Here is a 26,501-nt window from a genome sequence, read left to right as displayed (position 1 = left end):
TTAATAGTCGCCAGCACGCTTGTAATATGGCTTGAGCAGCAGCGGCATGATTCTGGAGTGATCAGTACGGCGTAGCGTCTTTGGGTGATGCGCTGGAGCAAATGGAGACAGGCTATGCGCTGGAAGATCCCCCCGCTTACCATCCGTTTTACGGTGTTAAGTACCTTTCTTATTGTTGCCGGGATCACAGCCTTGGTTGCTCTGGGGATGCAGTATCACTTCAGCCGGCAGCTGGCCATGGCGGCTTCAGAAAACCAGTTTCTGCAAATCAGCCATGAAGTCAGTGAACGGGCCACCGAACTAGACAAACAAGCGGCCAGCCTGACCCATCTGCTGGAGCTGTCTGGCCAGCGTAACCAGCCCCTGCAAACCGGCCAGTTGCACCCGCTGGTGCCGTTGATGGCCGGTGCCATGGGCGGCAACAACCACATTTATTCGATGTTTGTTGGCTACCCTGACGGCAACAGCCTGATGCTGATTAATCTGGTCAGTTCCCCGGCCAGCCGGCAGCGCCTCCAGGCAGCACCGGAAGATCGCTGGGTGGCCATTGAAGTTACTCGGCAAGGTGGCCACTGGCAGCAGGCCATGTATTACCTGGATGACAGCCTCAAAACCCGCGTGGCACGCCAGCAGCCCAGCCACTACGACGCCCGCAACCGCCCCTGGTACAAAATGGCCCAGGGCAAGCACAACATCATTAAAACCCCGCCTTACCTGTTCAGCCTGATCCACATGCCGGGGATCAGCTATGCCAAGCAAACCCAGAACGGCCAGGTGGTGGGGGTTGATGTGGCACTTAGCGGCATGTCGGGCTTTTTAGACAGGCAAAATTTTTCCGATGACGGCGACATTTTCCTGTTCAATGGCCATGGCCAAATCACCACCTACCGCCAGAAACACAGCACCAGCAACACCCAGCCTGTTACGCCTGTCAGCCTTACCCCCGAGCAGCAGCAGTACATCAAAGAGCACCCGCTGGTGCGGGTGTCCAACGAACTGGACTGGCCCCCCTTCGACTTTGCCGTCAGCGGTGTTCCCAAAGGTTATGTAATTGATTACCTGTACAATATTGGCCAAAAAACCGGCCTCAGGTTTGAGTTTGTCAACGGCTACAGTTACGCCAAGCTCACCGAACTGTTCAAAGCCGGGCAGCTGGACATATTGCAGCCGCTGTTTAAAAGCAAAGCACGCCAGCAATACGGCACCTTTTCCCGGCCTATTTTACCAGCCCGCATTGTGGCTATTACCCGCCAGGGCGGCCCTGCTTTTAGCGGCCTTGGCAACATTAACCAGCTACGCATTGCCGCGCCGGTAGATTTTGCCTTGTCTCGCTACCTGGTTGAGCACTACGGGGCCAAGCATATGGTGCCGGTAGACAATACTCTGGACGGCCTGCAAGCGGTGCAGCAGGGTAAAGCCGATGTGCTGTTTGAAATGCAGTCGGTTACCGATTATCTGATTAACTATTACTTTCTGACCGGCTTGCATACGTCCAAGCCCATTCCCGCTCTGGCCGATAACGGCAACCACTCGCTGCACTTCATGCTGCAAAAAAATCAGCCGGTGTTGCTGTCTATCATCAACGCCGGCATCGGCGCCATGACCCCAGCCGAACGCCAGCAGTTGCAGCAGCGCTGGCTCACACCGCGGGCAAAACAAAAAGCGCTGTCGAGCAGTAACAGCCTGGCGCTGGGGCAATTACCCCGGCCCATTCTGACCCTGGCACAACAAGGCCAGCAGGGCTTGCAGGAGATCCGCCTCAATGGCCGGGCCTATTTTGTGCTGGTGCGTAACCTGCACGCCTTATACGGCGGTACCGAATACATCGGCATGATGGTGCCGGTAAAACAGTACATAAAACCCTACATGGCCAAGGTAAAGGTGTCGTTGCTGATCACCATGCTGGTGCTGGCGTTGTTTGTGCCGCTGGTGTTTTATCTGGTCAATATCATCGTCAAGCCGATCCGGCTGCTGATTGAAGAAAACAACAAGGTAACCCAACGCCGCTTTGACGAGGTCAAGCCGGTGCATTCGCGCGTGAAGGAAATCATGCAGCTCACCCGCTCAATGGTGTTTATGGCGCGCTCCATTGAACGCTATGAACATGGCCAGCAAGAGCTGATGGATGCCTTTATTCAGCTACTGGCCCAAGCCATTGACCAAAAGTCCCCCTACACCGGCGGCCACTGTGCGCGGGTGCCAGAGCTAGGCATTATGCTGGCTGAGGCCGCCTCCAACTGCTCAGACGGCAACCTGGCCGACTTCAAGCTGCAAGGCAAAGAGCAGTGGCGGGAATTTAAAGTTGCGGCCTGGCTGCACGACTGCGGCAAGGTGACCACACCGGAACACATTGTCGACAAGGGCAGTAAGCTCGAATGCATTTATAACCGCATTCACGAGGTACGGATGCGCTTTGAAGTACTGTGGCGTGACGCCCGCATCAGCTACCTCGAAGCGCTGCAACAACAGCCAGAAAATCAGCCCGAGTTGGCCCGGCAACTGGCCAAACGCCAGCAAACCCTGCTCGACGACTTTGACTTTGTAGCCCAGTGCAATATCGGCAGTGAATCCATGGCGCCAGAAAATATTACCCGGCTCGAACGCATTGGCGCCCAGCAGTGGCAACGGCATTTCGATGACCAGCTGGGGTTGTCGCCAGAAGAGCGCCGCCACTTCAAAACCCAAAGCGCCCCCCTGCCCTGCACCGAACCACTGCTGGCTGACCGCCCGGAACACATTATTGCCCGCACCTCGGTAATCGAGCGGGACGAAAAATTCGGTTTTGATATGCCAGCACCGGCCCATAAACAAAACCGCGGCGAGCTTTATAACCTCAGCATTCGTAGCGGCACCCTCACCGCCGAAGATCGCTACATCATCAACGAACACATCATCACAACTATTCAGATGCTGGAAACCCTGCCGCTACCCGATGACTTAAAACGGGTCCCCGAATACGCTGGCGGCCACCACGAAACCCTGATCGGCACCGGCTACCCGCGTAAGCTCAGCGCCGAGCAGCTATCAATACCCGCCCGTATTCTGGCCATTGCCGATGTTTTTGAAGCCCTTACCGCTGGCGATCGCCCCTATAAGGAAGGCAAAACCCTGACCCAATCGCTGGATATTCTGCACCGCTTAAGTGAAAAGCAGCATATCGACAAGCAACTGTTTGAACTGTTCCTGACCAGCGGTGTGTATCTGCAATACGCCCGCAAATACATGCCAGCGAATAAAATTGATGCCGTTGATATTGCGCGCTACCTGGCCTGATGCCGCCAGAGCCAGCTAACCCCGGCCCCGCAACACCCTTGGCCCCGAGGGCTTAAGGCAGAAAACAGGGATGTTTGGGACAGTGCGGCCCGTAACGCAGGGGCGGTAGCGTGCCCGGCCCTGATTCGCTGAACCATTGGTCGTGTGACTGTGATCTGCTGTTTGTAGCTTATCGAGGGCCCATGCCCGTTAAGTGCAGCGCCGCTATGGCAGGAATGGAGGTTTTGCTGATTCCCCACAAACCGGTCCGTTCCACCAGCGTCAAATAAAAATTTAAGTGATATTTTTTAATGAACTGTATTTTTACAGGGGCCGCTTGGGATTTTTGCCAGCTACAAGGCATTTTCACAGATCTTTAATTTTTATAAAAACAGAGTATGAAATAAATAAAGCAATCAAAGAAAATCAAAACCAGTTTATACCTATTTTCAGTATTCACTAAAAAAGAGGAAATATATTATGAAAACCATACAAAAAGGACATACTTTTGAACAGGTTGCTTTTAATCGCCTTGTTGAGGCTGATTTAAAAACATGCAAGTTTGATGATTTTGTCCCGAGTCCCGATACTCAGGCCCTTATACCCTACAATGGTTACTACGCTCTGGATTGTAAGCCCGGTGCCTTTTTTGCCATTGATGCCAACCTGGTAGTCGCCAACGGCGGTAGTAAAACAGCCTACATGACGTATTTATATTTTTCACTGGATGGCAAAACGGCCCACCGTGTTGCGTTTTCCAGTGGTACTTTTGATGGCACTACACTTATCCAGAGCACCAATGAGTTTTCCTTGCACTTGACCTTGACCCGCGTAAAAAATGCAGCGATCACCGTCAAACTCAAAGGCCAGATAGCGCATCTGCCAGCATCACCAACAACAGTTAGTGGTTCAACTTACAACAATCCGATCGAAAATAGCTTATATCAGGGAACCTATTACCAGCCCCAAAAAATTATTATCAATCCTGAAGAGAAAGCGAAAACGGCCTTAACCAAGGTAATGCAGATCGGCGAAAACAATACCCTTTATTATGATTATGGCACTGGCGATAAAAATCTAAAACAGGTACCAGAATACATCTACAACATGAACATGTACTACTTTCAGTTCCCTGATGGCGAAAAATCTGTGCAACTGATTATGGGTACTGCCGGTGCGTTGGGATTTGCATGTAATGACATGACCGTGGACGGAAAAAAGGTTTCTTCCAGAAACCTGCAAACCATCATGAATGATAATAAAATTAATTCCAGTATCATCTCAGATCTTGAACCAAATCCGAACAGTAAAGAGCTGGGTGATTTTAGTGGTTATTATCCACTGCCCTCTATCCACCCGCGAGCATTTCTTTCCATTCTAGGCCAATATACGGTTTTTGCTGGTGCTGCTGTATATTCAGCCTCCATCACCTTTTCTTTTGATGGGGTCAACTCCACCTGTTATGATTTCGTAAAAGACAATATGTCCTTCAGCAGTAATGTACTGACACTGACGGACACAAAGAATAGTACTAACATAAGTCTTACCTTCACTAAAGAATATGATTCAGAAACGATGACACTGGCTAAGGTTATCGGAAACATCAATGAACATAGCGGCTTGCAATCACAGACCCCCTTTAACCCGGTACCGCTAAGTGCATTTGGTGGCGTACCAATGACAAACACTGACAGCAGTTTGAACATTACCAGTGACTTGTCTGTTACCTACACTACCGGAACAAATACACAAAAACCTACAACAGTGAATATGGATGCCTTTATTTATGTCCCATTGATGTATATTCTTGCCAACCCCTGGGATTCCCCTACTACGGTACTGTCTTTAGGAACGTCCAAAAGTAACGGTAACGTTTCAATTGTCATTGACGTAAAAAATGACACCACAACCTTTGTGCAAGCCATCCCCGATAACTAATTAACGGTCGAAATCGTAAACTTAAGCCAGCAAAGTGCGCCAAAGAGCTTTGTATGAATTATGCACAGATAAATACGCGGACTTTTGCTGGCAAACGTTATACCTAAAAAATTTACTCATTATAAGTCTAAGTTCGCTTGCATTTTTCAAATACACGAATGAAGACGGTTTATGCCATTGGAGAACAAGAAATGAGTATTACTTCCTGTATCATCGCAGTAGCTGTGTCTTTTCCCTTGATTAGGAAATTGATGATGGAGTATTTAATACTTATGGTTCCCCCATAAAAAAACCGCTTAAGCGGTTTTTTGTTTTAAACACATTAAATTTCGAATATATCTCCGAATACATCTACGCACTTTTCATTAAATATTTCGTCAGTAACATTTAATTTTTTTAGAATAATTACTGAAATAACAATACTATTCATAAGTGATATTTTTAAAATTTCAAATTCGCCACTGTTATCAGAAAGATTTTTATACTTGTCAGCCTTGTGTATTATTTCAGCAACATAAGAACTTAGCTCGGTTATTTTAAATAACAAATAACTTGGTAAATCCACTTGACTTTTAAAATCCATTTTTTGCTCAATGGCTATTATAAAAAAATTTCTTAGAGAACATGATGCATCTGGATTGGCACTAAAAACCTTTAGAATATTGTTAAACCTTTCTTGGCCAACATCTTCACTAAGAAAATCCAATAGATTTTTTGAAAGCTCAGACAATTGTGATGCAAGCTTTTCCTTTTTTTTATCCGTCTCCCACTCAACTTGCAATTTAGACTGATTTTTAAGCAAAGTATTTTGCTCCTCAGCTAGTTCAGATTGCCTGATTGAAGTTTCTACAAGCAAAGCATTATAAGCAAGAAAAGAAATAAATGTGAATATACCTATAGTCGGTGTTACGACGCTATTTAGATAGTTGTAAAAATTACTCCAATCAATATGCTCTTTAGATAAATGCAGCGAGAAACCAAAATTATTGAAATAAATGAAAATTTCTAAAGTTAAAAAAACCAATGCAAAAGCCAATAAAGCAATTAATATTTTTTTAGTCTTCATGATTAGGCCAAAATTTCCTTTTTGACCATCCTACTATGCATCAAGAGCTATACTCAAACGGTCTTATACCAGCTCTTGTTGCTTGAACCATGCCAGCTTGCACTGGTGGATCTTGAGCTTGTCTCCGGCTTTGTGTTTCTAGCCTGCATGGGTGTGATTTTTCTTGAAGGTGATCTCTACCAGATCAGTCTTTGGTGCTTGTGGTTCGGACATGTTGACCTCGAGATATAGGGTAATAAGAGATGGCCGCACCAGTGCCTGGGCGGCCGGAGCTTAGTCGCATTTCCACTTCATATGGCGAGGACTTACCGCTGGGAGTCACCAGGGTGCCGTCAAGCTGGCCGGTAAAGTAGTCGGAACTCATCAGATCAGCGGAAGCTGTGGCAGACAGGGTGGCCTGCCATACTTGCACCTTACAGCGGCTACTGGTGGTAAGGTTGGTGCCGTCTAGCAGGAAGTAGCGGTTCTTGAACAACTCGGTGACGCCCAGTACCTTGGAGCGGTCTTGGCGGTGGTAGCGTAGTCGATATGGTGACAGCCACGGCGGCGGCGCTGGTGGAGTGTGGTCCGTTCAACAACGCGGAGGTGGAACGCTGGCGGTTGCAAATGACAATTCATTGTCTGGCAATTTCATCGTCAATGGTGGGGCACTTGATTTGAGCCATTGCAGCAGCAGTGGGCTATTTTCTGTATATCTCGAATCAGCTTCCCTGTTCCATACACCACAAAAACCGTCAGTGCTCTCATTCAAGTCACTGTCTATGGATCCGTTATCCCACATCAAGATGAACGGGTATTCTCAACTCGTGGTTGAGAAACTGGAATGTACTGGAGTGCTGAACATTCTATTGGAAGACGATGGTTTCGAGAGTGGAAAAGAAACCGCCACAATCACTTCAAAAGAGCCGATCGCTGCCAACCTCAAGATTAATACCCCTGAGGGTTACTCATCTCGACTGGATAATTACTCGATAAATGTATCCAAGAAATAAAAACGCGAGTGGCTTTCACCCGCTTTAAAGCGATGCGCGTCGCTAACACCTGCAATGCTAGCGACGCGTATTTACAACACTGCAGAGAACAATGATGCGATTACTCATCAGCGCAATATGCATAATGATGTTCACGTCCCTGCACCAGGCCTATGCTGCCAGCCACGCTACTGTATCGCCAACAGAGCAAAAGGCACCTCCGGTGCAGTTTCTGCTAACGAAATCGGCGGCGGACTTTAACGCTCACCGTCAACTCTACCCCAGCCGGTTTCGTGCCGTGCGCGTCGGGCACCTTTTTAAAACAGACGGGGCCATGCGTTACATTCTTTGCGGCCAGTTTTTACCCACCCAGAACAAAGCCCAAAACTGGGTGCCGTTCGTCACCGTCGACACCCATGGCGGGCCCCATGGTTATGAGCAGTGGCTGGGCGGAGTTGCTTCGAGCCTGTGCCAAAAAGCCACCGTTACCTGGGACAGCAAGGGTGATTTATCCGCCGCACTGCTGCGAAAATTACAGGAACAACAGTAAGCCCGCTGCTTGAGCGGCCAAGGATCACGATGCGCTTTCAAGGCAAAATAACACAGTGGCATGACGAAAAAGGCTTTGGCTTTGTGCAACCCAATGGTGGTGGCCCACGCGCCTTTGTTCACGTTTCGGCGTTTAAGCACAGCACCCGGCGGCCGGCAGACGGCGAAGTCATTTTTTATGAACTGACCCGCGACAGCCAAAACCGCTACCGGGCAGAAAACATTCAGTTTGCCCCGCATAGCCAACAACGCCGTAAGCGCCCAGGCCGCACCACCGTTTTTAGCAAAGTACTCCTGGCAAGCTTTTTTGCGGGCCTGACAGGCCTGGTTGTGGCCGCAAAGCTACCGGCCTGGCTGCTGGCGCTTTACGCACTGATGAGCCTGGTCACATTTGTTGCCTACGCCATCGATAAGTCGGCCGCCCAAAAAGGCCGCTGGCGAACACCAGAGCGCACCTTGCAACTGATGGCGCTGGTGGGTGGCTGGCCCGGCGCCCTGCTGGCACAAAGCGCCTTGCGGCACAAATCCCAAAAGAAAGCCTTCAAAACCACTTACTGGGCAACAGTGGTCATAAATCTGCTGGTGTTATTGTGGCTGCAAACAGACAAGGGCAACGCCCTGTTAAAGCACCTTCTTGACGCCAGCAACTAGCGAAAACACTCGCTAATACCCATAAAAGCGGGCTTTATGGCCATAGTAAAAACAAAAAAGGCACCCTTTGAGGTGCCTTTTTTGCTTATATATGGTGCCCGGAGCGGGACTTGAACCCGCACAGCGCGAACGCCGAGGGATTTTAAATCCCTTGTGTCTACCAATTCCACCATCCGGGCTCAGATGGAGGCGCGACCCGGAGTCGAACCGAGATCCACGGATTTGCAATCCGCTGCATAGCCATTCTGCCATCGCGCCAATTTGTGTTCGGCCTAAGGCCATCTGGCTTACTTGCCAGTAATATGGAGGCGCGACCCGGAGTCGAACCGAGATCCACGGATTTGCAATCCGCTGCATAGCCATTCTGCCATCGCGCCGTAAGAAACCGGGCTAAACTGCCCTGCTTCGTACGTTAATTTGGAGCGGGAAACGAGACTCGAACTCGCGACCCCAACCTTGGCAAGGTTGTGCTCTACCAACTGAGCTATTCCCGCAAAATCACTTCACTGCACCCACTGGCGCCCAGAAGTGCGAGCCATTCTACCTGCATCCGGGGGTGAGTCAATAAGCCGTAACAGCCACTTATGACCGTTTAGTCAAAAAAGCAGCAAACAGCCGTTGTTTTGGCCAGTCAGCTGCTGGCCAGCAAGTCTTTCCAGGCGGCGGCCAGGTAGGTCACCATCGACCAAACAGTCAACACCACGGCAATATACAGCAAGGGCCAGCCAAGAATAACAAAGGGATACCAGCCCGACACCAGGCCAATCAGTGCCAGCATCTGGGCGGTGGTTTTCACTTTACCCACCCATGAGACGGCCACGGCTGAGCGCTTGCCAATTTCGGCCATCCACTCACGCAGCGCCGAGATGACAATTTCGCGGCTGACCATGATCAGCGCCGGAATAGTCACCCACAGGCTTTGGTAGTGTTCGGTGATCAATAACAAGGCAGCGGTAACCATTACCTTGTCGGCAACCGGATCTAAAAAGGCGCCAAAGGGGGTACTTTGCTGGAGTTTTCGGGCCAGGTAACCGTCTAACCAGTCAGTGATGGCTGCCAGCCAGAATACAAATGCGGCCGCATAATGGGCCCAGAACACCGGCAGATAGTACAGCACCAGAAAAATCGGGATCAGCAACAGCCGGAACAGCGTCAGTAAATTCGGGATGGTCATAACAATACGGGAAGGCCCTTCAATGGCTGTGCAGTGTAGCATGGATCTTCTCGGCCAATGAACGACTTATGCCTGGTACACGGGCCAATTCATCGACGCTGGCCGCCTTCACCTGTTGCAGTCCGCCCATGAATTTCAGCAGGGCCTGGCGCCGCTTTGGCCCTACCCCTTCAATGTGCTCCAGCGTAGAGGTACGCCCGGCTTTGGCCCGCTGGCCACGGTGGCCGGTAATGGCAAAGCGGTGTGATTCGTCACGAATGTGCTGCACCAGGTGTAGCGCCGGGCTGTCCGGGGGTAGCGTCATTTCCTTGCGGCTGTAACCGAGGATCAGCACTTCCTGGCCAGCGCGGCGGTCAACCCCTTTGGCAACCCCCACCAATAGCGGCCGTTGCGGCCAGTTTTCAAAGTGGGCTTCGGCCTGACTCAGCTGGCCCTTGCCACCATCAATAAAGAGGATGTCTGGCTGGGTATCGTCCGGGGTTTTGAAACGCCGGGCCATGGCCTGTGCCATGGCGGCGTAATCGTCACCGGGGGTAATGCCTTCGATATTAAAACGCCGGTAGTCTGATTTCACCGGCCCTTCCGGGCCGAATACCACGTTAGAGGCTACCGTGTGGGTGCCTTGTGTGTGGGAAATATCAAAGCACTCCATGCGTTCAATGTCTGCTGGCAGCCCCAAAAAGGTTTTCAGCGCTTTATAACGCCCGGCCAGCGTACCTTTATGGGCCAGTTTGGCGACCAGAGCCGCCTCGGCATTTTTCGCCGCCAGCTCCAGATAGCGGCGGCGCTCGCCCCGCACCTGGGTTTTAAAAGTCACCTTGCGGCCGGCTTCTTTGCTGACCGCCTCGGCCAGAAGCTCCCGCTCTGGCACGGCGCGGTCCAGTAACACTTCTGCCGGCACCTGACGGCCGTGCAGGCCGCCGAGGTAAAACTGCTGCAAGAAAGCACTGAAGGCTTCATTCATGTCGGTGCCCGGCGGCAGTTTCGGGAAATAGCTGCGCGACCCCAATACTTTGCTGTCACGCACGATCAGCACCTGGATCACCAGTACGCCTTGGCGTTCGGCTGTGGCGATGATGTCCAGCTCTTCAGCATTGCCGCTGACCCACTGGCGTTCCTGCACAGTGCGCACGGCCTGGATCTGGTCACGAAAACGGGCCGCCTCTTCAAAGTGCAGCGCTTTGCTGGCCGCTTCCATGTGCTCCACCAGTTGCGCGATCACCTGCTGGTTTTTACCGGCCAAAAACAGCCGTGCCAAACGCACCTGTTCAGCGTAATCGGCGTCACTTACGTAGCCTTTGACACAGGGCGCCAGGCAGCGTTTTAACTGATATTGCAGGCAAGGCCGGGAACGGTTGCGATACACGGTGTCGTCACACTGGCGCACCGGAAACAGCCGCTGCATCAGTTTCAGTGCCTCGCGCACAGCCCCGGCCGACGGGTATGGGCCGAAGTAATCGCCTTTTTCCTTGCGGGGGCCGCGATGCACGGCAATACGCGGGTGCTGGTGGCCTGACACCAGAATATAGGGGTAACTTTTGTCATCACGCAGCAACACGTTGTATTTCGGGCGGTGCGCTTTGATAAGGTGATTTTCGAGGATCAGCGCTTCGGTTTCGCTGTTGGTGACGGTAACTTCGATATTGGCAATGTTGGCCACCAGAGCGGTGGTTTTGGCACTTTGCTGGCCACGCAAGAAATAGCTGGAAACGCGCTTTTTCAGATCCTTGGCTTTACCGACGTAAATCACCGTGCCGTCAGCGTCGAGCATGCGGTAAACGCCGCTCTGGCTGCTCAGGGTTTTTAAAAAAGCTTTGTGATCAAACATCCTCAAAGCTTGCTGGTGTCGAGCATGCCGTAACGGATGGCCATGTGGGTTAGCTCCACATCGTTCTGGATAGCCAGTTTTTCGAACATCCGGTAACGGTAACTATTGACCGTTTTCGGGCTTAAATTGAGCTTGTCTGAGATGGTCTGCACTTTTTCGCCGCGGGTGATCATCATCATGATTTGCAGCTCGCGGTCAGACAGCTGGGTAAAGGGGTTGGCGTCTTCCCCGTTAAATGGCCGCAGCGCCATTTTCTGGGCAATGTCGGCAGGCAGGTAGCGCTGGCCGGTGCAAACGGTACGAATGGCATTGAGCATTTCGTCAGGGTGGCTGCCTTTGGTCAAAAAGCCGGCGGCACCTGCTTCCATGACTTTTTGCGGCATCGGCTCTTCGGCCAGAATGGTCAGCACTATGACTTTGATGTCAGGGCAAAAACGGGCCAGCTTGCGGGTGGCTTCCAGGCCGCCGATACCCGGCATGTTCATGTCCATCAGCACCACATCAGGTGCCAGTTCCTTGGCCAGGCGTATGGCACTTTCGCCGTTTTGCGCCTCGCCGACCACGGCAAATCCTTTGCTGTCTTCGATGATACGGCGGATACCGGTACGCACCAGCTCATGGTCGTCGACCAACAGTACCTTGATCACTTTGCCCCCTGACAGGCTTACACAAACGCCGAGCACCCAATCTAAGCAAAGGCGGCCATGCTGGCAAGACATTGATAGCCAGCCGCTGGGCTTGCCGTCGCCCGGGCACAAAAAAACCGCCTGCCGGCGGTTCTTCGAAAAATGGCGGAGGAGGTGAGATTCGAACTCACGGAAGGCTTTCACCTTCGCCGGTTTTCAAGACCGGTGCATTCAACCGCTCTGCCACTCCTCCGCAGTTGACGGCGAGCACTATAGCCAGATGATTTGAGGCTGTAAAGAGGCCTTTGAATTGTTTGGCTAAATCGCAGCCAACCGAGGCTAGGCAGGAACCGGAACTTTGTTACACTGTTCGCTATCAAAAACGTATTCGCATCGCATAACAGGAGCAATCCATGCAGCAATATCAGGCTCGAACACAAACTGCTGGCCGCGTGGTCGGCGTCAATAAGGTATTGCGCAATACCTACTGGCTGCTGGGCATGACCTTGGCTTTCAGTGCCCTGATGGCTTACATCACCATGGCCATGGGCTGGCCCTACCCTGGCCCGATCATCACCTTGGTGGGCTTTTACGGGCTATTGTTCCTGACCGCGAAAACCGCCAATTCCGGAGCGGGCATTTTGTCGGTATTCGCCCTGACGGGCTTTATGGGCTACACCCTGGGGCCAATTCTCAGCATGTACCTGGGCGCGGGCCTCGGTGATGTGGTCTTTATGGCCTTTGCCGGTACCGCCGGTATTTTCTTTGCACTGTCGGCTTATGTGCTGATCACCGGTAAAGACATGTCCTTTGTGGGCGGCATGCTGCAGGCAGGCTTCTGGGTACTGTTGCTGATGATGCTCGGCGCCTTCTTTATCCATGCGCCGCTGTACCACTTGGTTATGTCTGGCCTGTTCGTGTTCTTCTCCAGTGGCATTATTCTCTACCAGACCAGTGCCATCGTTCATGGTGGGGAACGCAACTACATCATGGCTACGGTGACGTTGTTCGTTAGCCTCTATAACATTTTCGTGAGCCTGCTGAGCATTCTCGGTATCATGAGCGACGACTGAGCAAACCCTGAGGAAAAGGCCCCAGTCGGGGCCTTTTTTATTGATGTAATGGCAACCTTTACTCTGTTGATCACCGATGATGCCCATGCTGGCTTGCAGTTTGCCAAAGCGGTGGTGGCTGGCGGGCACCAGTTGGCGACGGTGTTTTTTTATGCCGATGCCGTCAGTACCGCCAATGCGCTGGTGCCGTTAGTGGGGGGCGAGCCGCACCTGGGCCAGCACTGGAGTGATTTTGCCCAAGAGCACGGCCTGGAGCTGGCGGTTTGTGTGGCTGCTGCTGAGCGCCGGGGCATTCTTGATGACGAACTGGCAGCAGAACACCAGTTACCAGCCAGCCTGAAGGCACCGTACCGGCAGGCCGGCCTTGGCGAGCTGGTCAATGCCACCATGACGGCCGACAGGACAGTGCAATGGTAGAAAAGCATATTGGCGTTATCTTCAGCGCCCTGCCCTTTGCCAACCAGCAAGGCCGTGAAGCGTTAGATACGGTGCTGGCCGCCTCTGCCTATGAACAGCCGTTGAGCTTGTTTTTTATTGGCGACGGTGTTTGGCAACTGGTAAAAGATCAACAGCCGGAACAGGCTGCAAGCAAGGATTATCTTGCTACCTTTAAAGCGCTGAGCTTGTATGAGGTGGAGCACCTCTACGTACAGCGTTCGGCTCTTTCGTCCCGCGGCCTGACGGCAGCGGATCTGGCCATTGAGGTGGCCGTGGTCGACGACACCGCCCTCCAGCAACTGCTGGCCCGGCAGGACGCCATTTATCGGTTTTAAGATCATGAGTACCTTACACATTATTCGCCACCGCCAGGGCTATCAGCAGGCTTGTAGCTTGTTTGCCGAGGGTGACGCCGTGCTGTTTCAAGGCGACGGTTGCTATCAGGCGCTGGAAGCTTTACCGTCGCTGCCCTGTTACTGGTTGCACACCGACGCCAAGGCCCGGGCTTTGGCCAGCCGCTGCCCGAACACCGTTACTGCCGTCGACTGGCCGAAAGTGGTGGTGCTAACCCTGAATTTTGACAACACTCTGACCTGGTAAATGCTAAGTACGATCAAGCGAGACAAGCGCGGCTACCTGCTTAATACCACAGACTGGCGCCCGGAGCTGGCGCCAGAGCTGGCCGCAGAAGAAAGCATTGAGCTGACCGAAGCCCACTGGGAAGTGGTGCACTTTGTGCGTGATTTTTACAACGAATACAAGACCTCCCCTGCCATTCGCTTGCTGGTCAAAGCCATGAAGGAAAAGCTGGGCCCGGATAAAGGCAATTCTGCTTACCTGTTCAAACTGTTCCCCGACGGCCCGGCCAAACAGGCCACTAAAATTGCCGGCCTGCCCAAACCGGCCAAGTGCCTGTAACGATGGCCTCGGTCCCCCCCCTGCAACAACGCTTACAAGCACTGTTACAGGCTGATACTGAACGTCTGACCATGCTGACGGCAGTACGGCAGCTTAACCTGCCTGATGCTCTGATAGCAGCAGGCTTTGTGCGCAACCTGGTATGGGATGACCTGCATGGCACCAAAACACCACTGAACGATGTTGATGTGGTGTTTTTTGATAAAAGTGACTACAACAATCAACGTCAGCAGGCTGCCAGCGCCTGGCTAGAGCAGCATTACCCTGGCATCCATTGGCAAGTAAAGAATCAGGCCAATATGCACCTGCGCCATGGCCATGCCCCTTATCAGAATACTCTGGAGGCCATGGGGTTTTGGCCGGAGCAGGAAACAGCTATCGGCGTTGCCTTACAGCAAGATGATACTTTGGCAGTAGTGAGCGCCTTTTCCTTGGCCTCACTTTTCGCCGGCCACATTACTTTTAACCGCCGCAGTAGCCTTGCCGCCTTTAAAGCGCGCATCGCGAAGAAAAACTGGCTACGCCTCTGGCCACAATTACAGGTACGGCTTTAGTCTGCCAAAGACTGCTCGCAGCCTGGCGCCCCCTTGGCAACCAGTGCTTCTTTAGCGGTTTTACTGAGTTTTTTGACTGCCCGTTCCCGCTTCAGCGCCGCCGAATGGCTGCCTACCGCTTCGCTGTAGGCCAGCGCCAGTGGCCCTTTGCCTCGCAGCGCTTTGGCGCCTTTACCCGCTTGGTGTTCAGCCAGGCGCCGGGCAACATCGGTGCTGATCCCGGTGTAAAGGTGCCCTTGACGGGTACGAACAAGATAGAGAAACCAGGGCCGGGCGGCCCCGGTGGACTCAGTCATACAAGGTCGGAATGGGTTGGCGTTTGTGCTGGGTACGCAGGTAAATTTCCACAAGGCGGTCACGCACCGCGTCAGTAACGGCCTTGCCTTCCAGGAAATCGTCAATTTCCTCGTAGCTTAGCCCCAGCGCCGCTTCATCGGCTTTTTGCGGATTGAGGGTTTCCAAGTCTGCGGTCGGTGTTTTACTGACCAGCACCTGCGGCGCCCCCAAATGAGCAGCCAGCGCCCGCACCTGGCGCTTGGACAAGCCAAACAGCGGTGCCATATCGCAGGCACCATCGCCCCATTTGGTGTAAAAGCCGGTGATGTTCTCGGCGCTGTGATCGGTTCCCAGCACCAGACCGTGCGTCAGACCGGCAATTTCATATTGGGCAATCATCCGCGAACGGGCTTTGACATTACCTTTGACAAAATCACGGTGGTAATCGTCTTCCGGTACCAGCCCTGTCGGTGCCAGGCCGTCATGGGCCGCTTGTGACAGGCCATCGACACCGGCTTTGATGTTAACGGTGACCACGTGGGTTGGCTCAATAAAGCGTAACGCCAGTTGCGCTTCGTCTTCATCGTGCTGTTCACCATAAGGCAGACGCACCGCAATAAAGCGGTAGCGCTTATCCTGACTGGCTTCACTGTTCAGCTCATCAATAGCCAGCTGGGCCAGGCGGCCACAAGTGGAAGAGTCCACACCACCACTGATCCCCAGCACCAGCGTCGACAAGCCAGCACCTTTGAGGGTGCGCTTGATAAAATCAATGCGGCGGCGCACTTCCTGCGCCACGTCAATCTGCGCTTGCACACGCATTTCTTCGCGGATCTGTTGTTCCAGAGACATGGTTAGCATCCTATACCTGTAAGGGCGCCAGTGGGCGCCCTTAGGTGATTAACCGATATGGCTTTTACCGCCCATGTAAGGGCGCAGTGCATCGGGAATTTCAATACGGCCGTCGGCGCATTGGTAGTTTTCCAGCACCGCCACCAGGGTACGGCCTACCGCCAGGCCGGAGCCATTGAGGGTATGCAGCAGCTCCGGTTTGCCACCGGCATGACGGAAGCGAGCCTGCATGCGCCGCGCCTGGAAGTCGCCAACGTTTGAGCAGCTGGAGATCTCTCGGTAGGTGTTCTGGGCCGGTAGCCATACTTCCAGATCGAAGGTTTTACAGGCCCCAAAGCCCATGTCACCGCTGCACAGCACCATGGTGCGATACGGCAGACCCAGTTTTTCCAGCACTGTTTCGGCGTGGCGGGTCATTTCTTCGAGGGCATCAAAAGACTGTTCCGGGTGCACAATCTGCACCATTTCCACTTTGTCGAACTGGTGCATGCGGATCAGCCCGCGGGTATCACGGCCATATGAGCCGGCTTCAGAACGAAAACAGGGGCTGTGGGCAGTAAACTTCAGCGGCAGCTGGTCAGCTTCGATGATTTCATCACGCACCAGATTGGTCAGCGGCACTTCAGCGGTGGGGATCAGCGACAGGTGCTGACGCTCCTCAGTGGCCGGCTTGATGTTAAACAGATCTTCACCGAATTTGGGCAACTGCCCCGTACCATAAAGGCTGGCTTCGTTAACCAGATAAGGTACGTAGGTTTCCTGATAGCCGTGTTGCTCGGTATGCAAATCCAGCATGAACTGCGCCAGCGCCCGGTGCAGCCTGGCGACTTCGCCACGCATCACGACAAAGCGCGAGCCAGAAAGCTTAACGCCATCTTCAAAAGACAAACCGGCAAGGTTTTCACCCAGTTCAACGTGGTCTTTGACTGCAAAGTCAAACTGGCGCGGCGTACCCCAGCGGCGTACTTCAACGTTGTCACTTTCATCTTTGCCGGCCGGCACTGACGGGTGCGGCAAATTGGGTACGGCATAAGCCAGTTCATTCCACTGGCGCAGCACTTCGTCCAATTCCGCTTTACAACTGTCCAGTTGCTCGTTGATCTGCGTTACCTCTGCCTTCAGCGGCGCAATGTCTTCGCCATTACGGGCTGCCAGGCCAATGGCCTTGGAGCGGGTGTTACGCTCATTTTGCAGTTCCTGAGTACGAACTTGCAGATCTTTACGCTGGCTTTCCAGCGCTTCCAGAGCAGCCACATCCAGGGTAAAACCACGGGTGGCCAGACGCGCGGCGGTTTCGGCCAGCTCAGCGCGTAGAAATTTGTTATCCAGCATGGTGTTAGTTCAGCTTTATTCAGTCTTCTGGCAGTGTATCAAAGCCCTTGCCGTCCGAGTAGCGCTTGACCGGGCTTTGCGCGTCCCGCTCGGCCAGATAGGTCAGTTTTTCGGCAATTTTTTTCTCCAGGCCACGGCTACTGGGCTGGTAATAGCGAGCATCTTTCAGGGCTTGTGGGAAAAAGTTTTCCCCGGCGGCATAAGCGCCGGGTTCGTCGTGGGCATAGCGATATTCGGCCCCGTGGCCCAACTCTTTCATCAGTTTGGTGGGTGCATTGCGAAGATGCAGGGGAACCGGCAGGTCACCGGCTTCACGGGCGTCCCGACGGGCCGCTTTAAAAGCGGTGTAAACCGCATTGGATTTAGGAGCACTGGCCAGGTATAGCGTGGCCTGGGCAATGGCTCGCTCCCCTTCGGCCGGGCCGACCCGGGTAAAGGTATCCCAGGCATTAAGAGCCATAGTCAGCGCTTTGGGGTCGGCATTGCCGATATCTTCAGAGGCAATAGCCAACAGACGCCGGGCCACATAAAGCGGGTCGCAGCCCCCTTCCAGCATTCGGCAGTACCAGTACAGGGCGGCATCAGGGGCCGAGCCCCGCACTGATTTATGAAAGGCCGAAATCATGTCGTAAAACAGATCACCGCCTTTGTCGAAGCGGCGAATATCGCGGCCCAGTACCGATTCAATAAGACGGGTAGTCAGCACGCCGTCGTCAGCCATATCGGCGAGCATTTCCAGATAATTCAGCGCCCGACGGGCATCACCGCCAGCCACCTGGGTCAGCACATTAAGGGCATCATCGTCGGCCGTAACGCCGTCCAGGGTTGCCAGTGCCCGCACCAGCAGGCCGTGGATATCAGCCGGTTCGAGTGGCTTTAGCACATAGACCCGCGCCCGCGACAGCAAGGCACCGTTCAGTTCAAAAGACGGGTTTTCGGTGGTGGCACCGATAAAAATAATGGTGCCGTCTTCGATGTGCGGCAAAAACGCATCCTGCTGCGATTTATTGAAGCGGTGCACTTCGTCTACAAACAGCAGGGTTTTGCGGCTGCGCGCCTTGGCGTCGTCAATGGCGGCGCGGATCTCTTTGACGCCACTGGTTACCGCAGAAATACGGGTTACCTCGGCATCACAATAACGGGCAATGAGCTCAGCCAAGGTGGTTTTACCGGTGCCGGGCGGCCCCCAGAGGATCATCGAGTGCGGCCGGCCCGCCTCCAGCGCTTTGCGCAGCGCTTTACCTTCGCCAACCAGATGCTGCTGGCCAACGTAATCGGCAAACCGGGTTGGCCGCATTCGCGCCGCCAACGGCTGCACCGGGCCGTCACCGAAGTCGAGATCCAGGGTGCTCATCGCTGATCGTCGACTGCCACGCCAGCTGGTGGGTCGAAATGAAACTGTATGGCCGGGTTGTCGGCTCGGGGCGACTGAAAGTCACTGAAAGTCACCGTATTTTGTTGCCCGGAAGCATCGTCAATAACCAGCCCGGTAACCTTGTCGCCATTGAATTTAACGGTCAAAGCGGTGACATAAGCGTCTTTTTCGTCTTTAGGGGTAATGGCAAAATCACTCCCCTTGGCCTTGATGGTGAACTGGTTCCATACCGCCGGATCCTGGCTCGACAGCAGCAGCATCGGCGTGCGGCCAACCGCTTCTTTCGGTGAATACAGCGTTACCTGCTCAACAAAGGGGTTGTAGAGCCAGAGGGTGCTGCCATCCGATATCAGCAATGTTTCGTCTGGCTGTGCCGTATGCCAGTAGAGCTTTTGCGGGCGCTCAACGGCCATATCACCACTGGCCTGCATGGTGACATTGCCTTTGTCGTCCACCACTTTTTGACTGAAGTGAGCCGAAAAACTCTGGTAATGAGCCAGCTTCGCTTTCAGGGTTTCTGCGGCGCTTGGGGTAGCCAGTGCTGGCGCAGCAGCCAGCAGCAAAGCCAGAGGCAACAGTCGCATATTAATCTCCGTGGTGCGGAACCAGCACATCGCGGTTCCCGTTATGACCGGGGGCAGAAACAATACCGGCCGCCTGCATTTGTTCGATGAGCCGGGCCGCACGGTTATAGCCAATTTTCAGCTTACGCTGGACACTGGAAATGGAACCGCGACGCGACTCAATAACAAAGGCCACGGCTTCGTCGTAGAGTGGATCTTTTTCCGCATCGTCGTCCATGGACTCGCCCGGTAGCAGGGTTTCCTGGGTCATCTCGCCGGACAAGATGGCATCAATGTATTGCGGCTTGCCGCGTTTTTTCCAGTCATCCACCACCTTATGCACTTCGTGGTCATCCACAAAGGCGCCGTGCACCCGTGTGGGCACCCCGGAACCTGGCGGCAGGTAAAGCATATCGCCCTGCCCCAAGAGGCTTTCGGCACCCTGCTGATCCAAAATGGTACGCGAGTCAATTTTACTGGACACCTGAAAGGCAATCCGGGTGGGAATGTTGGCCTTGATAAGGCCGGTGATGACATCAACCGATGGCCGCTGGGTAGCCAGGATCAGGTGAATACCGGCAGCCCGCGCTTTTTGGGCAATACGGGCAATCAGTTCTTCCACTTTTTTACCGACAATCATCATCATGTCGGCAAACTCATCAACCACCACCACAATCCGCGGCAAAGGCTCCAGAGCCGGTGCTTCAGGTTCCATGGAGTTATTGGGATTCCACAGCGGATCTTTGAGCGGCTGGCCTGCGGCAATAGCATCTTTTACCTTGCGGTTGAAACCCTTGAGGTTACGCACCCCCAGTAGCGACATCAGCTTGTAGCGCCGCTCCATTTCCCCAACACACCAGCGCAGTGCGTTGGCCGCGTCTTTCATGTCGGTAACCACTTCTGCCAACAGGTGGGGAATGCCCTCATAGACCGACAGTTCGAGCATTTTCGGGTCGATCATGATCAGCCGGACATCTTCCGGGGTACTCTTGTACAGCAGTGAGACCAGCATCACGTTGACACCAACCGACTTACCGGACCCCGTCGTACCAGCCACCAGCAGGTGCGGCATTTTCGCCAGATCCACCACGACTGAGTTGCCGGCAATATCCTTACCCAGCACCATGGTCAGCGGTGATTCGTTAGCCAGGAATTTGTCGTTATTGATCACTTCCGACAGGTACACCACTTCCCGGTGTTTATTGGGCACTTCCAGGCCTATTACCGACTTGCCAGGGATCACTTCCACCACCCGTACCGAAATGGCCGATAGTGCGCGAGCCAAGTCTTTGGACAGGTTAGAAATTTTTGACACTTTCACACCCGGCGCCAGGTCCAGCTCAAAACGGGTGATCACCGGCCCGGGGTGAACATCAACCACGTTGGCCTGCACACCGAAGTCAGCCAGCTTTTCCTCTACCAGCCGCGACACCGCATCCAGCTCGTCCTGACTGATGGGGTTGCGGTTCTTGTCCGGGCGGTCCAGCAGCTCCATAGACGGCATCGGCCCGGCAGCAGGCTCACTGGCCGTTACCGGAGCATTGCTAGTCACACTGGGGGCTTTACTGGCTGGCGCAGCCACCGGCGCCACAGTGGCGGCTTCATTGCTTTTTGCCGCCGGTTCATCGCCCCAGGGCAGATCGAAAGTCAGGTCGTCAACGGCGCTATCGTCGTCTTCGTCCGGCAGGGTCAGCACCGGCTCCAGGATCTCCGGTTCACGGCGACTGCTAAGCCGCGGCAATGGTTCAGGCTCAAAGGCTGGCTCAGCGTCGTCCAGGGCCAGATCAGCGTCATCCAGTTCACTGTCATCAATATCGGCTTCACGGGGTTGGCGTTTGGGCAGAGACAGGCTGCGTAAATGCTGCCAGACCCAGCTGGCACCTTCCACCACCAGCGCCCCGGTGCGGTCAATCAAGGCCACCCAGGACAGTCCGGTCATCATGGTAATGCCGACAGTACACAGTGCCAGCAGCACAATTAGCGTACCCACGAAGTTAAGCCAGGGCTTAAGCGCGGTGGCCACCAGATCGCCAATCAGACCACCGGCTGAATAGGTATGAATATCCCCCAAGTAGACAGACGCCATGCCGGCAAAACCAAGCAGGCTCAGCACCACGCCAATTAACCGCAAGCCGGCGGCCAGATAGTCAATGTCGGTGAGCGCGCGATAACCACGAAAACACAGCCAGCCAAGACCCGCTACCAGCACCGGCATGACATAAGCCAGCACCCCGGTGGTGAACAGCAGAATATCGGCCACCCAAGCCCCCAGGGCGCCGGCAGCATTTTGAATATGGCCCGGTACGCCGGTTTGCGACCAGCCCGGATCAGCCGGGTTGAAGGTCGCCAGGGCTACCAGCAGGAACAGGGAAAATAAGGTACACAGCACCAGCCCGGCTTCCATAAGCCGCTGCAACCCCGTCAGGTGCTTGAGTTCCATGCGCTGCAAAGGCTCGTCTCCGTGCTTGCGTCTGAACCTCGCGATGATACCAGCCTCACCCATTGATCAATACCTTGGATACGTTTTTCACTTCTTCCATCACCACGTAAGTACGGGTTTCCTTGACGCCGGGTAGCCGCAGCAGGGTTTCCCCCAGCAGCTCCCGGTACGCCGACATATCGGCTACCCGTGTTTTCAGCAGATAATCAAAGTCACCGGACACCAGATGACACTCCTGAATAATATCGAGCTTCTGCACAGCCAGGTTGAATTCGTCAAACACCTCTGACGAGGTGCGCTCCAGGGTTACCTCGACAAACACCAGCAAGGCAGCGCCAATATGGCGTGGATTGATAATGGCCGTATAACCCTGAATAACACCTTGCCGTTCGAGCCTTTTTACCCTTTCCAAACAAGGTGTTGGTGACAATCCAACACGCCTAGATAATTCCACGTTAGAGATGCGACCATCATTTTGAAGTACTTTCAATATGTTGCGGTCAATTCGGTCCAGTGCTTTGACCTGCTTAGCGGAAGATGCTGGCATAAACAACCTGTTTTAAAGCCATGACTCAGAATAAAATACTGAAAATCACCCAAATAAAGCAACTCATTCTCTATGGGCACTCCTATACTGGCGGCCAATTTCCCTACTGTCAGAAAAACAAGGAAACAGCAGATGATCATCGGCGTACCCAAAGAGATCAAAAACCACGAATATCGCGTTGGCATGGTGCCTGCTTCTGTTCGTGAGCTGATCAACCATGGTCACCAGGTGGTTGTTGAAACCAATGCCGGCCTGGGTATCGGTTTTACCGACGAAGACTATCAAAGCGCCGGTGCCAGCATTCTGGACAGCGCCGATGAGGTGTTTGCCAAAGCCGAAATGATCGTCAAGGTCAAAGAGCCGCTGGCTAACGAACGGGCCCGTCTGCGCAACGGCCAACTGCTGTTCACCTACCTGCACCTGGCCCCGGACCTGCCGCAAACCAACGACTTGCTCAAATCTGGCGCGGTCTGCATCGCCTATGAAACCGTTACCGATGACAAAGGCGGCCTGCCGTTGCTGGCCCCCATGTCTGAAGTGGCTGGCCGGATGTCAATCCAGGCTGGCGCCCAGGCGCTGGAAAAATCCCGCGGCGGCCGCGGTGTGCTGTTGTCTGGCGTACCGGGTACCGACCCGGCCAAAGTGGTTGTAATTGGCGGCGGCGTTGTCGGCTCCAACGCAGCCCGTATGGCGGTAGGTATGCGCGCTGATGTGACCATTCTTGACCGTAACATCGAAACTCTGCGCCGTCTGGACGCCGAGTTCGGTGGCCGCGCCAAAGTGGTTTACTCCACCGCTGATGCTCTGGAACGCCACGTACTGGAAGCTGATCTGGTGATCGGGGCAGTATTGATCCCCGGTGCTGCCGCGCCGAAACTGGTCAATGCCGAGCACATCAAACGCATGAAGCAAGGCGCCGCCATTGTTGACGTAGCTATCGATCAGGGCGGCTGTTTTGAGACGTCACACGCTACCACTCACGCTGAGCCGACCTACATCGTTGATGACGTGGTGCACTATTGTGTGGCTAACATGCCTGGCGCCGTAGCCCGGACCTCTACCTTTGCCCTGAACAACGCCACCTTGCCTTACATCATCAAACTGGCGAACAAAGGTTATAAGCAGGCCCTGCTGGACGACAAGCACCTGCTGGCCGGCCTGAACATCATGAACGGCAAGGTCACGTGCAAAGAAGTGGCCGAAGCCCACGGTATGGCGTTTGTTGACCCCATGACCGTACTGGGTGCCTAAGCGATTACCCGAATCGAAAACCCCCGCTCTGGCGGGGGTTTTTTGTTGCCCGGCTTTTACCTAAAATGCCAACAACGATTTTGTGAGGAGAATCCATGAAACACGCTCGTTTGATGATCCTGGGCTCAGGTCCTGCTGGTTACACTGCAGCGGTTTACGCTGCTCGCGCCAACCTTGAACCGGTACTTATCACCGGCATGCAGCAAGGTGGCCAGCTGACGACCACCACCGAAGTGGAAAACTGGCCGGGCGATGCCGACGACCTCACCGGGCCGCTGCTGATGGAACGGATGCAGCGCCACGCAGAAAAATTCAACACCGAGATTGTTTTCGACCATATCCACACCGTCGATTTCAACCAGCGCCCCTTTGTTCTCAAGGGTGATAGCGGTGAATATTCTTGCGATGCCCTGATCATCGCCACTGGTGCCAGTGCCAAATACCTTGGCCTGGAATCAGAAACCGCCTTTCAGGGCCGTGGCGTCTCGGCCTGTGCCACCTGTGACGGGTTCTTCTATCGCAACCAGAAAGTCGCCGTGATCGGCGGCGGAAACACCGCCGTGGAAGAGGCTCTGTATCTGGCCAACATCGCCAGCGAAGTACACGTTGTGCATCGCCGTGACAGCTTCCGGGCAGAAAAAATTCTCGTCGACCGGATGATGAAAAAGGTCGAGGAAGGTAAAATCATTCTGCACCTGAGCCGTACCCTTGACGAAGTACTGGGTGACGACATGGGCGTTACCGCTGTTCGCCTGGCATCTACCGCCGGTGAAGGTGATGAGCAGGTTGATGTTGCTGGCTGTTTTATTGCCATCGGCCACAAGCCGAATACCGACATTTTTGCCGGCCAGCTGGACATGAAAGACGGCTACTTGAAAGTGCAAAGCGGCCTTGAAGGTAACGCTACCCAGACTTCCGTGCCGGGCGTTTTTGCCGCCGGGGATGTAATGGATCATATCTATCGCCAGGCAATCACTTCTGCCGGCAGTGGCTGTATGGCCGCACTGGATGCTGAGCGTTATTTGGACAGTCTGCAGGACTAACTCACAGGGCCGCTTTCGCGGCCCTTTTATTTCCCGCTACACTCAATGCTGAGACATCTGTTCGCGCAGCATTTATGACCATTGCCCTACCAGAATTACCTGACAATCCCTGCCTGTTTCCAGATCCGCTACAGGCTCTGGACCACCCCAATGGTCTGTTGGCCTTTGGCGGTGATTTGTCACCCACCCGCATTCTTTCCGGTTACCGGTTGGGGATTTTCCCCTGGTTCAACCCGGGCGAACCGATCCTCTGGTGGTCACCGGATCCACGCGGCGTGGCGGTGCCCGGGCAAATTCATCTGTCACGCAGTACTCAAAAGTGGTTACGTAAAACCCCGCTGAGTATCCGCTGTAATACGGCCTTTGCCGAAGTGCTTGCCGGTTGTGCTGCCCCTCGCCCCTACCAGACGGGGACCTGGCTAACGGCGCAGATGCGTGCCGCCTACATGCAGCTGCACCAGTTGGGCGTAGCTCACAGTGTTGAGGTATGGCTGGACGATGCGCTTATCGGCGGCCTTTACGGCCTGACAGTTGGCAGCATTTTCTGTGGTGAGTCGATGTTCTCGCGCCAAACCAACGCCTCCAAGGCGGCCTTTGCAGCCTTGCATCAGCGCTTAAGCGGCCATGCCAGCCTCATTGACTGCCAATTACTGAACCCGCATCTGGCCCAGTTAGGGGTAAAAGAAATGGACAGGGAAACCTTTTTGGCCATCCTCGACAGCCAGAAAGACCGCCACCTGCCTGACAGCCTGTTTGCACCTGGAGAGTGGCCATGTCCATGAATCTGCTCAAGGGTTTGTATTGTGGCGTAACCCGGCCCTTCCCCTGCGCTTACCTGCCGGAACAACAGGAGCAACTCTTGGTGATCACCGAGTCACCAATGGATGCCGAGCGTTATGAGATGCTGCTGGCACTGGGCTTTCGCCGTAATGGTGGTGATGTCTATCGCCCCTACTGTAAAACCTGCCAGGCTTGTGAATCACTGCGAGTAGATGTTGCCCAGTTTGCCGCCAACCGCCGTCAGCGGCGTATCAGCCGGGCCAATGCCGATCTGACCCTGCGTGTTGAAAACCGTTTCACGGCGGTGCATTTTGATTTGTATTGCCGCTATATCAATGCCCGCCACCGTGATGGTGGCATGTTCCCGCCGTCCGAAAGCCAGCTGGCGCACTTTGCCAAAGCCCCCTGGCTACCGCTGAACCTGCTCAGCCTGTACCGGGGCGAGCAACTGATGGCCTGTGCCGTGACCGATGAAACCCCCAGTGTTTACTCGGCGCTCTATACCTTTTTTGATCCCGATGAAGAAAAACGTTCTCTCGGCACCTTTTCGGTTTTACAGCAGATCGAAGCGGCAAAAAAACGTGGCAAGCGTTGGTTATACCTTGGTTATCAAATAGATAACTGCGACAAAATGAACTATAAAGTGCAGTATTTACCCCATCAGCGTTACCGTGACGGCCGTTGGGAATGCTTTACAGACGGGGCCAGTTAAGGCAAGATCGGCGCCGATTTCTTGGTGATAAGAGGTTTTGCACATAAATGTCGAAAGAAGACGTGATTGAGTTGCAGGGAACCATTTTGGAAACCCTGCCCAACACCATGTTCCGCGTCGAGCTTGAAAATGGCCACGTGGTCACCGCGCATATCTCCGGAAAAATGCGTAAAAACTACATCCGCATTTTGACCGGTGATACCGTGACCGTGCAGATGACGCCGTACGATCTGAGCAAAGGTCGAATCGTCTTCCGTCAGCGTTGATGCTTAACCTCTGTCATTAAAAACCC

General features: G+C 53.9%; 27 protein-coding genes, 5 tRNA genes and 2 pseudogenes. 16 read left to right on the top strand and 18 right to left on the bottom strand.

What is annotated here, in order from left to right:
* The first annotated feature begins 114 nt into the window (after positions 1-114).
* Together WDB70_RS06040 and WDB70_RS06035 are read left to right on the top strand one after the other, a co-directional pair.
* Positions 115-3,273 carry an HD domain-containing phosphohydrolase gene (locus WDB70_RS06040; RefSeq protein ID WP_406667606.1) on the top strand — a complete coding sequence of 1,053 codons (3,159 nt, stop codon included), beginning with the start codon at positions 115-117 and terminating at the stop codon, positions 3,271-3,273.
* A 459-nt stretch (positions 3,274-3,732) separates the two neighbouring features.
* Positions 3,733-5,190 carry a hypothetical protein gene (locus tag WDB70_RS06035; protein WP_406667604.1) on the top strand — a complete coding sequence of 486 codons (1,458 nt, stop codon included), beginning with the start codon at positions 3,733-3,735 and terminating at the stop codon, positions 5,188-5,190.
* A 322-nt stretch (positions 5,191-5,512) separates the two neighbouring features.
* Here WDB70_RS06035 and WDB70_RS06030 read toward each other — a convergent pair whose 3' ends face one another.
* Positions 5,513-6,256, bottom strand: a complete 744-nt coding sequence (locus tag WDB70_RS06030; protein WP_406667602.1) for a hypothetical protein — start codon at positions 6,254-6,256, stop codon at positions 5,513-5,515.
* 184 nt (positions 6,257-6,440) lie between these two features.
* Positions 6,441-6,731 carry a hypothetical protein gene (locus WDB70_RS06025; protein WP_406667600.1) on the bottom strand — a complete coding sequence of 97 codons (291 nt, stop codon included), beginning with the start codon at positions 6,729-6,731 and terminating at the stop codon, positions 6,441-6,443.
* 85 nt (positions 6,732-6,816) lie between these two features.
* On the opposite strand from WDB70_RS06025, the gene WDB70_RS06020 reads away from it, so the two are divergent.
* The 3 genes from WDB70_RS06020 to WDB70_RS06010 all read left to right on the top strand — a co-directional run bounded on the left by WDB70_RS06020 (position 6,817) and on the right by WDB70_RS06010 (position 8,427).
* The gene (locus WDB70_RS06020) at positions 6,817-7,248 is read left to right on the top strand and encodes a hypothetical protein (protein ID WP_406667598.1); all 432 of its coding nucleotides are present in this window, start codon (positions 6,817-6,819) and stop codon (positions 7,246-7,248) included.
* A gap of 124 nt (positions 7,249-7,372) precedes the next feature.
* Positions 7,373-7,777 (top strand): hypothetical protein, encoded by a 405-nt coding sequence (locus tag WDB70_RS06015; RefSeq protein WP_406667596.1) that lies wholly within the window; start codon positions 7,373-7,375, stop codon positions 7,775-7,777.
* Between the two features lie 29 nt (positions 7,778-7,806).
* Complete coding sequence (locus WDB70_RS06010) at positions 7,807-8,427, top strand: DUF1294 domain-containing protein (protein WP_406667594.1); 621 nt, start codon at positions 7,807-7,809, stop codon at positions 8,425-8,427.
* A 92-nt stretch (positions 8,428-8,519) separates the two neighbouring features.
* Here the strand turns inward: WDB70_RS06010 and WDB70_RS06005 are convergent.
* From WDB70_RS06005 to WDB70_RS05970, 8 genes are all read right to left on the bottom strand, one after another.
* Positions 8,520-8,606, bottom strand: a tRNA-Leu gene (locus WDB70_RS06005).
* A gap of 5 nt (positions 8,607-8,611) precedes the next feature.
* Positions 8,612-8,685 (bottom strand) — tRNA-Cys (locus WDB70_RS06000).
* Positions 8,686-8,730: 45 nt separating this feature from the next.
* Positions 8,731-8,804 (bottom strand) — tRNA-Cys (locus tag WDB70_RS05995).
* 41 nt (positions 8,805-8,845) lie between these two features.
* Positions 8,846-8,921, bottom strand: a tRNA-Gly gene (locus WDB70_RS05990).
* Positions 8,922-9,058: 137 nt separating this feature from the next.
* Positions 9,059-9,607 (bottom strand): CDP-diacylglycerol--glycerol-3-phosphate 3-phosphatidyltransferase, encoded by a 549-nt coding sequence (gene pgsA / locus WDB70_RS05985; RefSeq protein WP_406668020.1) that lies wholly within the window; start codon positions 9,605-9,607, stop codon positions 9,059-9,061.
* A 13-nt stretch (positions 9,608-9,620) separates the two neighbouring features.
* Positions 9,621-11,429, bottom strand: a complete 1,809-nt coding sequence (gene uvrC, locus WDB70_RS05980; protein WP_406667592.1) for an excinuclease ABC subunit UvrC — start codon at positions 11,427-11,429, stop codon at positions 9,621-9,623.
* A 2-nt stretch (positions 11,430-11,431) separates the two neighbouring features.
* A complete protein-coding gene (gene uvrY, locus WDB70_RS05975; protein WP_406667590.1) occupies positions 11,432-12,076 on the bottom strand; it encodes a UvrY/SirA/GacA family response regulator transcription factor in 645 nt (214 codons plus the stop codon).
* A gap of 142 nt (positions 12,077-12,218) precedes the next feature.
* Positions 12,219-12,308: transfer RNA gene (locus tag WDB70_RS05970), tRNA-Ser, on the bottom strand.
* A gap of 160 nt (positions 12,309-12,468) precedes the next feature.
* On the opposite strand from WDB70_RS05970, the gene WDB70_RS05965 reads away from it, so the two are divergent.
* The 6 genes from WDB70_RS05965 to WDB70_RS05940 are packed head-to-tail and all read left to right on the top strand — an operon-like array spanning position 12,469 to position 15,038.
* Positions 12,469-13,128 (top strand): Bax inhibitor-1/YccA family protein, encoded by a 660-nt coding sequence (locus WDB70_RS05965; RefSeq protein ID WP_406667588.1) that lies wholly within the window; start codon positions 12,469-12,471, stop codon positions 13,126-13,128.
* Positions 13,129-13,176: 48 nt separating this feature from the next.
* Positions 13,177-13,545: a sulfurtransferase complex subunit TusD gene (tusD, locus tag WDB70_RS05960; protein WP_406667586.1), complete on the top strand. Its 369-nt coding sequence runs from the start codon at positions 13,177-13,179 to the stop codon at positions 13,543-13,545.
* A complete protein-coding gene (gene tusC / locus WDB70_RS05955; protein ID WP_406667584.1) occupies positions 13,539-13,901 on the top strand; it encodes a sulfurtransferase complex subunit TusC in 363 nt (120 codons plus the stop codon). Before tusD ends, tusC begins: the two co-directional genes overlap by 7 nt.
* A gap of 4 nt (positions 13,902-13,905) precedes the next feature.
* Positions 13,906-14,166, top strand: a complete 261-nt coding sequence (locus tag WDB70_RS05950) for a DsrH/TusB family sulfur metabolism protein (protein ID WP_406667582.1) — start codon at positions 13,906-13,908, stop codon at positions 14,164-14,166.
* The gene (locus WDB70_RS05945; protein ID WP_406667580.1) at positions 14,167-14,484 is read left to right on the top strand and encodes a TusE/DsrC/DsvC family sulfur relay protein; all 318 of its coding nucleotides are present in this window, start codon (positions 14,167-14,169) and stop codon (positions 14,482-14,484) included.
* A gap of 2 nt (positions 14,485-14,486) precedes the next feature.
* Positions 14,487-15,038, top strand: coding sequence for a nucleotidyltransferase family protein (locus WDB70_RS05940; protein WP_406667579.1), 552 nt, complete (start codon positions 14,487-14,489; stop codon positions 15,036-15,038).
* On the opposite strand, the gene WDB70_RS05935 is transcribed toward WDB70_RS05940, so the two are convergent.
* The 8 genes and pseudogenes from WDB70_RS05935 to lrp all read right to left on the bottom strand — a co-directional run bounded on the left by WDB70_RS05935 (position 15,035) and on the right by lrp (position 22,423).
* Positions 15,035-15,334, bottom strand: coding sequence for a GIY-YIG nuclease family protein (locus tag WDB70_RS05935; RefSeq protein ID WP_406667576.1), 300 nt, complete (start codon positions 15,332-15,334; stop codon positions 15,035-15,037). The genes WDB70_RS05940 and WDB70_RS05935 overlap by 4 nt on opposite strands.
* Positions 15,327-16,166 (bottom strand): ammonia-dependent NAD(+) synthetase, encoded by an 840-nt coding sequence (nadE, locus tag WDB70_RS05930; protein WP_406667574.1) that lies wholly within the window; start codon positions 16,164-16,166, stop codon positions 15,327-15,329. The genes WDB70_RS05935 and nadE overlap by 8 nt, the downstream gene beginning before the upstream one ends.
* A gap of 48 nt (positions 16,167-16,214) precedes the next feature.
* A complete protein-coding gene (gene serS, locus WDB70_RS05925; protein ID WP_406667572.1) occupies positions 16,215-17,498 on the bottom strand; it encodes a serine--tRNA ligase in 1,284 nt (427 codons plus the stop codon).
* A gap of 19 nt (positions 17,499-17,517) precedes the next feature.
* Positions 17,518-18,852, bottom strand: a complete 1,335-nt coding sequence (locus tag WDB70_RS05920; RefSeq protein WP_406667570.1) for a replication-associated recombination protein A — start codon at positions 18,850-18,852, stop codon at positions 17,518-17,520.
* Positions 18,849-19,457 carry an outer membrane lipoprotein chaperone LolA gene (gene lolA, locus WDB70_RS05915; RefSeq protein WP_406667568.1) on the bottom strand — a complete coding sequence of 203 codons (609 nt, stop codon included), beginning with the start codon at positions 19,455-19,457 and terminating at the stop codon, positions 18,849-18,851. The genes WDB70_RS05920 and lolA overlap by 4 nt, the downstream gene beginning before the upstream one ends.
* 1 nt (position 19,458) lies before the next feature.
* Positions 19,459-21,189 (bottom strand): annotated as a pseudogene (locus tag WDB70_RS05910) (DNA translocase FtsK); the annotation flags it as partial.
* A gap of 204 nt (positions 21,190-21,393) precedes the next feature.
* A pseudogene (locus tag WDB70_RS05905) lies at positions 21,394-21,840 on the bottom strand (DNA translocase FtsK 4TM domain-containing protein); the annotation flags it as partial.
* A gap of 91 nt (positions 21,841-21,931) precedes the next feature.
* On the bottom strand, positions 21,932-22,423 hold the full coding sequence (gene lrp, locus WDB70_RS05900; RefSeq protein WP_406667567.1) for a leucine-responsive transcriptional regulator Lrp: 492 nt from the start codon (positions 22,421-22,423) through the stop codon (positions 21,932-21,934).
* 132 nt (positions 22,424-22,555) lie between these two features.
* Here lrp and ald point away from each other — a divergent pair, with 132 nt between their 5' ends.
* From ald to infA, 5 genes are all read left to right on the top strand, one after another.
* Positions 22,556-23,674 carry an alanine dehydrogenase gene (gene ald / locus WDB70_RS05895; RefSeq protein WP_406667564.1) on the top strand — a complete coding sequence of 373 codons (1,119 nt, stop codon included), beginning with the start codon at positions 22,556-22,558 and terminating at the stop codon, positions 23,672-23,674.
* A 95-nt stretch (positions 23,675-23,769) separates the two neighbouring features.
* Positions 23,770-24,717, top strand: coding sequence for a thioredoxin-disulfide reductase (gene trxB / locus WDB70_RS05890; protein WP_406667562.1), 948 nt, complete (start codon positions 23,770-23,772; stop codon positions 24,715-24,717).
* A gap of 74 nt (positions 24,718-24,791) precedes the next feature.
* A complete protein-coding gene (gene aat / locus WDB70_RS05885; RefSeq protein ID WP_406667560.1) occupies positions 24,792-25,499 on the top strand; it encodes a leucyl/phenylalanyl-tRNA--protein transferase in 708 nt (235 codons plus the stop codon).
* Positions 25,490-26,209, top strand: a complete 720-nt coding sequence (locus WDB70_RS05880; protein ID WP_406667558.1) for an arginyltransferase — start codon at positions 25,490-25,492, stop codon at positions 26,207-26,209. The genes aat and WDB70_RS05880 overlap by 10 nt, the downstream gene beginning before the upstream one ends.
* Positions 26,210-26,256: 47 nt before the next feature.
* Positions 26,257-26,475, top strand: coding sequence for a translation initiation factor IF-1 (gene infA, locus WDB70_RS05875; RefSeq protein WP_008482294.1), 219 nt, complete (start codon positions 26,257-26,259; stop codon positions 26,473-26,475).
* Positions 26,476-26,501: the final 26 nt, after the last annotated feature.

The organism is Gallaecimonas aegicerasi (genome assembly GCF_045291545.1).
Classification (GTDB): Bacteria; Pseudomonadota; Gammaproteobacteria; order Enterobacterales; family Gallaecimonadaceae; genus Gallaecimonas.
This window is presented reverse-complemented; position numbering and strand designations above follow the sequence as displayed.